The sequence below is a fragment of the Sphingomonas sp. CCH5-D11 genome, assembly GCF_001557395.1.
Classification (GTDB): Bacteria; Pseudomonadota; Alphaproteobacteria; order Sphingomonadales; family Sphingomonadaceae; genus Sphingomonas.
On the sequence record NZ_LSKH01000344.1, the window covers coordinates 23,705 to 29,704 of the forward strand.

At 61.1% G+C, this 6,000-nt stretch carries 4 protein-coding genes and 1 pseudogene; 2 read left to right on the forward strand and 3 right to left on the reverse strand.

The window, feature by feature from the left end:
- Positions 1 to 404: 404 nt before the first annotated feature.
- The 3 genes and pseudogenes from AX702_RS20830 to AX702_RS24315 all read right to left on the reverse strand — a co-directional run.
- On the reverse strand, positions 405 to 980 hold the full coding sequence (locus AX702_RS20830) for a recombinase family protein (protein ID WP_066782267.1): 576 nt from the start codon (positions 978 to 980) through the stop codon (positions 405 to 407).
- 838 nt (positions 981 to 1,818) lie between these two features.
- Entirely contained in the window at positions 1,819 to 1,971 is a 153-nt protein-coding gene (locus AX702_RS23105) for a hypothetical protein (protein WP_231731992.1), read from the reverse strand.
- Positions 1,972 to 2,053: 82 nt separating this feature from the next.
- A pseudogene (locus AX702_RS24315) lies at positions 2,054 to 2,461 on the reverse strand (integrase arm-type DNA-binding domain-containing protein); the annotation flags it as partial.
- A 1,235-nt stretch (positions 2,462 to 3,696) separates the two neighbouring features.
- Here AX702_RS24315 and AX702_RS20820 point away from each other — a divergent pair.
- The gene (locus tag AX702_RS20820; protein ID WP_156455619.1) at positions 3,697 to 5,448 is read left to right on the forward strand and encodes an HAD-IA family hydrolase; all 1,752 of its coding nucleotides are present in this window, start codon (positions 3,697 to 3,699) and stop codon (positions 5,446 to 5,448) included.
- Positions 5,449 to 5,469: 21 nt separating this feature from the next.
- On the forward strand, positions 5,470 to 5,979 hold the full coding sequence (locus AX702_RS20815; RefSeq protein ID WP_082746407.1) for a gluconate 2-dehydrogenase subunit 3 family protein: 510 nt from the start codon (positions 5,470 to 5,472) through the stop codon (positions 5,977 to 5,979).
- Positions 5,980 to 6,000 lie beyond the last annotated feature (21 nt).

Sequence of the window (6,000 nt, forward strand, 5' to 3'; positions counted from 1 at the left end):
AGCCTGTGGGACACCTTTACCCGCTCGTCTCGACGTGTCGCAGCGATGGCATGGAACAAGCTCCACACCACTTATCTTCTAAAAGGCACGCGCGTCGTTTCGATCGTCGCGGACGACGTTGGGCAACCCGTCACAAACGCTGAGACGCCCGAAGCTATGGACGCAAATCAATCAGATGGCTGGCAAGCCTCTCAGGTTGAGTCCGGCAGCCCTGTGGCTATGATACTGTACTCGCTAACGCCGAGCGCAGTAATCGTATGCTTTTTGATCGGCTAAATCTCGTGTGACAACTGTACTGGCTGGCTTGCTCACTTCTAGTAAATTGGGCGGGAGTTTGGTGCTAGTGATCGGTCACTCAGCAGGTCAGCCCTTTGGGTCCCCCGCCACCTCGTTAGAAAATTCGGCTAGGCCCTCTTCTCTACTCGCTGGATCGCCGCTCGGCTGACACCGTATTGCTTGGCCAGTGCGCCGAGGGAGACGCCAGTCGATCGCTGGGTACGTATCTGCGCCTGTTGAGCGTCGGTCAGGGCTGAAGGGCGCCCCAATGTTTTGCCCTCGGCTTTCGCACGCCCTAAGCCCGCCTGTGTCCGTTCGATAAGGAGGTCACGCTCGAACTCTGCCACCGCCGAGATAACTCCCATCGTCATTTTTCCGGCGGGACTGGTCAGATCGACACCACCTAACGCTAGGCAGTGTACCCTAACCCCATCACTAGCCAGTGCCTCTACGGTTGCGCGAACGTCCATCGCATTTCGCCCAAGTCGATCGAGCTTGGTGACGATCAGAATGTCACCTGCCTCCAGCCGATCTATGAGCCGAGCGAAGCCTTTGCGCTCCTTCGCAGCTATCGAACCGGAGACGGTCTCAGCAACCACTCGCTTCGGATCGATCTTGAAGCCGGCAGCGTCGATTTCGCGAACTTGGTTGTCGGTGGTTTGATCGCCGGTGCTCACGCGACAATAGGCAAAGGTCCGACTCATCACGCGACTCCTGTATCGAAAACGTGGCTCATTACTACTGGTGCATCGATAGTATCGTCAAGCTAGGTTTCGATACGCGGCTGCTGCGTGTATCGGAATGGACCGGTTTCGAGCCGGGCTATCGGTGGGGTGCCAGAGTGCTTGATCCCGCGAGCGCTCGTGAGACTTTCTAGGGTTACTCCGAAATCGGCGGTATCAGGTGAACACGAACCCGTCCCGAAAGGACTGGATCAAATTTATCCGCCTCACCCTCAGCCCACTCCCGCCATTGATCCAACTCTGCTCCTGAGAGGTTCAAGCTGCCTGACGCCACGGCGGCCGCAACTCTGGCGACGACGCTGCGCAGCTTCTGCCAGCAACCGTCCGCTTTCCAGCAGAGCAAAAGCCCGGTCAGCGTTGGCTTTCCTAAGCCGCTCCTGACGGGCCTTCTCGGCCGCGACGCGCTCTCGCTCGGCCTGCTCCTCCATCTGCCGAAGGCTGGTCCGGTAGAGCCTCTCTCCCTCAACGACAAGGCCGGCACATATCTCTGCGATCTTGGTCTCTAACGCTCCGTTGGAGTCATCCGCCCAACGGCCTGCTCAGCCCGTTAGCTCCATCTTCGTAGTAGCGGATCGCTTTGGATCTGAGCGAGGTGGATTGTACTCGGCGAGCATCACTCTGTCGATCGGCAGATGTGCCGGATCGCCGCGCCTGGGCCGCTCCGATCGGTTAGGCGAGCGAACCACCTTACGACGTCCGCCGTCTCGATCTGGTCGACGAACTTGCCCGTAAACGCACTGTCGAGATGAAGGCGACGGTAGCCGTCGTGCGTCTCGACGGTCCTCGGTTTCCACTGGCCCTACATGCGCTGCCAGTACTCGTCGAGGAACGCCGGGAACGTCGGAGCAGAGCGAACCGTGGCGCGCGTGTTGGCCGGGTTTTCGCCAACGTGACAGCGCAGCAGGATACGGCTCGCCACGTCGCGAGCGACAGCCTCGGTCATGATAGCCAAGCTGCTCGGCATATATGAGCATGACGGCTAGCATCGGCAGGGCACGGTTGAAGCTGCCTTGCCGGTCAGCGAGGTCGTCGCGCCAGCGGAGCACGTCGGAGCGGCTAATCGCGTCGACCGCAAGTTCGCCGAACCGTGGCAGCAGCTCTCGGCGAAGAACGCGAGCGTTGCCCTTCTGCGTGGTCGGCTTCCAGTGCCGGCTGTAGTCCTGCCAAAACTCGCTAGCGTAGTCGCGAAAGAGCGGGGAGGCCTTGGTCGGCTGTCTGGCCGGCAAGCCGTCCAGTGCCGCTTGCTCCAGCATCGCTCGCGCTTGGAGGCGTGCGGCATCGATTGGAACCGTCGTGGTTGGACCGAGAGTGACGAAGCGCTGACGGCCGCGCTCCCGGAACTTGACGATCCACGCTTTGTGGCCGGTGGGCTGGATCCTCAGTCCGAAGCCGGGCAGATCGGTGTCCCAGATGATGCCGGCACTGAGCGCTCGCCGCGCCACGTTTCCAGATAGCTGCTGAGGAGCGCTGTTTTCAGCTACCAAATAGCATTCATCAGACCCGACTTCGACGCCACATGCAAAGCGGGAACGGCGGATTTCTGCGGCTCTTTCTTCTGCATCTGCGATTTATCGCGTAAGGTGTGCTGTCAATACGGGTTGTTTCCGGACATCGTAAGCGGGCGATTGCGGTCGTGAAAATCGCCTCAAAAACCGTTACCCGCGGGGCACTGGCCGGTACACCCTAATGATCATGTCGGCCTAGTCGGCACGCTAGCCAATCTGCGCGGCCATTGGAGGGTCACGGCGGACATGTGATCGCCATTCACGCTAACCGAGGGCCGCGATGCCCACGCATTTCGATGAGACCTGAGACGTGCGATCTGCTATGGGGACGGCATGGCGAAGAACTCGACCAACTCTGGCAGGCCCAGTTCGGGTACGGGATCGACTGTCTCACCGAAGTCGAAGCCCTCCAGCTATGTCGTCAACCATCCGTTGCCGGCATCGAGGATTTCCTAGCTAAGGCAGCAATCGAAGCACGTGGCCGAGGTCTCGCACCAGCGGTTTAACGAACCGCGCCGAGGGTAGCTCAGACCTCCTTCGATCCTCCTCTCCACGTGCAGATCGGACGTAAGACGGAGGTCCAAATAGCTCCCTCGCAGGGAGGCATGCAGCGCTTATTGGAAAAGCGACCGGGAGCCAGCAGACTGCCCGCTAAATCGCAGCAGCCGCAACGGTGATCCTCGCGACACGGTTGTTGATGTTGATGCGGGAGCTGGATTGACCGGCTGCCTTCAGGGCGTGTCGGGTAATTGCGGCCGTTCATTCAGCTAGAGCGTAGCAGCAGCTTCGCGCGCTCATTTCGGTCGTTTCAGACCTCCCATCGATGACCTGAAAGCTGACGTTGAACGAGCTTCGTTAAGGCGGCTGCAATTGGATCTAAGAGGGCTGTCCGGACGGGGAGAAGGAAATAGTAGTAGAAGAACTTACGGAATGGCCGCGCTTTTTTCCAGCATCAGATATGATGCCGGTGTGTGAAGAGGAAAGGAGCAGACACTGACGCGATAGCGAGTTCTCTGCTTGCTGGTCCTGCACGGGGATTGGACACTTTCGGTTTCGAAGGCTGCCAGCAGCTTTGAGCCATTCGAGCTAAGTCAGTGAATTTCGCTTGACGGCCCATCAGTATAGTTCATCTTTAACACGAAGAGACTCGCGCCAGCTTGGATGGAGGCATTGTGGCCGACCAACCGATCTCCGCTATCCTGTTCGACGTAAAGGACACTCTCGGCTACGTGGATCGGCCGGGCCATCTCGTCATCTACAAACCATCCACGATGGACCTTCTTCGTACGTGCAAGGAGATCCTTCGGTTTAGGATCGGCATCATCACCAACCTTCCAGCGGATGTCTTGGCCCTGGCTGGTCGCAAAATGATCGAAGAGGCGGGGATCGCCGAGTTCGTCGATCCCGACGGGCTGGTCATCAACCACGACGTGGGCGTCGATAAGCCCGACCCCCGCATCTTCGCCTATGCGGCCGAGAAGATGGGGCTGCGCCCGGACGAATGCCTGTTCGTGGGCGAGAATTTCGCCGAGGTGCTGGGCGCCCAGGCAGCTGGCATGCAGGCGCAGCTCAAGCCGTGCCCGCCCGGCCGAGAGTTCCTGTTCAAGCCAGTCTCCTCGCGACCGTCCACCGAGAAGGACAGCGGCCGCCTCGCCGAAATGATCATAGAGGAAGACCATTTGATCGGTCGGCGGCTGGTCATGGCCGCGGCCGCGATTGCCAAGAAGATTGGAGCGGGCGAGCCGCCGCCGCTGCGCGCCATGGGCATCCTCGTCTTTCTGCTGAACGAGTTCATCGATCGCTATCATCACATGGTGGAGGAGCGGGTGCTGCTGCCGCTCGCCTTCGCCTTCGGCTTCCCGCCCACCGAGGCCGCCTACGTCTATGAGGATCATGAGCGCGGTCGGCAGTATTTCAAGGCGCTCGGCGATGCGCTGAACCAGCTGCGGGCCGGCGATGAAGCCGCCGCAGAGGCGTTCAAGGACGGTCTCGAAGGCTTTGTCGCGCTCTACCGCGAGCATGCGCGGCGCGAAAATGATGAGACGCTGCCGCGGCTCGGCGCCTGCCTCAGCGAGGTCGAGGATGCCTTGGTCGTGGAGCTGATGGAACACTACGGCCCGGGCGATCTCGGTCCCTGGCTGTTGTTGATTGCGAACCTAGAGCGCGAGCTCGAAGTGAGATCGGGAGGGTCCAGAATGCCTGAGATCAAGACTGTAGGCGTACTTGCCTACCATCGCTGCGGCGAGCAGGACACGCTCGTCCCCTACGAAATCCTGAAGCACACTTCGATGGTTCTGGCCGAACAGGGCAAGAGCCTCGAGGTCAAGCTAATCCGCTCCTCGCGCGAAGGGCCGGAATTCGTCGAGATGCAGATGGGCACTCGGGTCGTCTCGGAAGGCTATCTGGAGAGCGAGGACCTGTTCGACCTTCTGTTCGTGCCCGGCGGGCTGGGAAGCGGCGAAGCGAGCAAAGATCAGCGCATCCTCGCCGCCGTGCGCCGCCACCACGAGGCGGGGAAGGTGGTGGGCACCAATTGTTCGGGCATTTCGATCCTGCACCGCGCCGGCATTCTCGACGACACGCCCGTCACGGCGGCCGCCACCGTCGCGCGCCGGCTCAAGGAAGAGGGAGCAAATCTGCTCCAGCCGCGCACGATGTGGGCCGGCAAGAAGGACGGCACGATCTGGACGTCTGCGGGCGGGAGCGGCGTCCACGGCAGCACCGTTGCGATGGTCGCCAATTATTTCGGCCGTGAAGTCGGTCAATATATCGGCATGGGCTGGGACACCTATCCGGCCTTGGGCGAGAAGATCTTCGACGAGCGCGGTCCGCAATATCTGAGCTTCCCGGAACTCGAAGCAGGAATACAAGACGCGCTGGAGGACATGCTGCTCCCGCGCAAGCTTGCACTCGCCGCCGGCTGAGAAACAGGGGAGGAGCCGGTCATGGCTTGGGATTCCGAGTTCAGGTTGCCGGCGGGGCAGTTCTTCTCCCCCCTGCAGATGCGCCAGGTGCAGGCGCTGTTCAGGGCAATCCACCCGCGGGACGCGGAGCGCGGGATCCCCGGGGCCGACGATTGCGGGGCCGCGACCTTCCTCGACCGGCTCCTTCAGTTCCCGGAAGACGGCGGCATCCGGATCCATGACGACCTCGGCGCCTGGAAGGCCGATTATCCGCTCTGGCTAGAAAAGCTGGACGCGGCGGCGCGCGAGCGTTTCCAGGCTCCGCTCGACGAGCTTGTCGAAGACAAAGTGACCGAACTGCTCCAGGCACTGGAACAGCGACAGATCGGTTCCCTCGGTCCCCCCCAGGCGCAGCAGCAGGCGTTCGACACCATCTGGAGGCATTGCCTGCAGGGCTGCTGGTCCGACCCGCGGTGGGGCGGGAATCGCGACCGGATCATGTGGCGCTGGCTGGGCTATCTGCAGGAAGCCCAGTCGGTGGTCTTGGCCTGAACAGGGGGTGGGGATGAGGAT